The sequence below is a fragment of the Mesorhizobium sp. WSM4840 genome (genome assembly GCF_055811755.1).
This window is the reverse complement of the sequence record NZ_JBVVQD010000099.1, coordinates 1-1,132: the sequence shown is the minus strand read 5'-3', so window position 1 is coordinate 1,132 and position 1,132 is coordinate 1. Positions and strand designations below refer to the sequence as shown.

The 1,132-nt window shown below is 64.0% G+C and carries 1 protein-coding gene; it reads right to left on the bottom strand.

From position 1 onward, the window contains the following. Position 1 precedes the first annotated feature (1 nt). The coding region (gene tuf, locus AC0L3I_RS36850) for an elongation factor Tu (RefSeq protein WP_473530221.1) at positions 2-1,132 on the bottom strand (1,131 nt) is incomplete at its 5' end.

Here is a 1,132-nt window from a genome sequence, read left to right as displayed (position 1 = left end):
ATTACTCTTTGATGGTGACGACGATGCCGGCACCGACGGTGCGGCCGCCTTCACGGATGGCGAAGCGCAGCTTCTCTTCCATGGCGATCGGCACGATCAGCTCGACATCGACGGTGATGTTGTCGCCCGGCATCACCATCTCGGTGCCTTCCGGCAGCGACACGATGCCGGTCACATCGGTCGTGCGGAAATAGAACTGCGGACGGTAGTTGGTGAAGAACGGCGTGTGACGGCCACCTTCGTCCTTGGTCAGGATGTAGGCTTCGGCGACGAACTTCTTGTGCGGCTTGACCGTGCCGGGCTTGGCCAGAACCTGGCCGCGCTCGACACCTTCGCGGTCGACACCGCGCAGCAGCGCGCCGATGTTGTCGCCGGCCTGGCCCTGGTCGAGCAGCTTGCGGAACATCTCGACGCCCGTGCAGGTCGTCTTGGTGGTCGGACGGATGCCGACGATCTCGAGCTCCTCGCCGACCTTGACCACGCCGCGCTCGACGCGGCCGGTCACCACCGTGCCGCGGCCCGAGATCGAGAACACGTCCTCGATCGGCATCAGGAACGGCTTGTCCAGCGGACGAACCGGCGTCGGGATGTAGTCGTCGACCGCAGCCATCAGCTCGCGGATCGAATCCTCGCCGATCTTCTTGTCGGAATCTTCCAAAGCGGCAAGTGCCGAACCCTTGACGATCGGAATGTCGTCGCCGGGGAACTCGTTCTTGGTCAAGAGCTCACGCACCTCGAGCTCGACCAGTTCGAGCAGCTCGGCGTCGTCGACCTGGTCGACCTTGTTCAAAAACACCACGATCGACGGCACGCCGACCTGACGGGCCAGCAGGATGTGCTCGCGGGTCTGCGGCATCGGGCCGTCGGCGGCCGACACCACCAGGATCGCGCCGTCCATCTGCGCGGCACCGGTGATCATGTTCTTCACATAGTCGGCGTGGCCGGGGCAGTCGACATGGGCGTAGTGGCGGGCGGCCGTCTCGTATTCGACATGCGCCGTCGAGATGGTGATGCCGCGCGCCTTTTCCTCGGGCGCCGCATCGATCTGGTCGTAGCGCTTGTATTCGCCAAAATACTTGGTGATCGCCGCCGTCAGCGACGTCTTGCCATGATCGACGTGGCCAATCGTGCC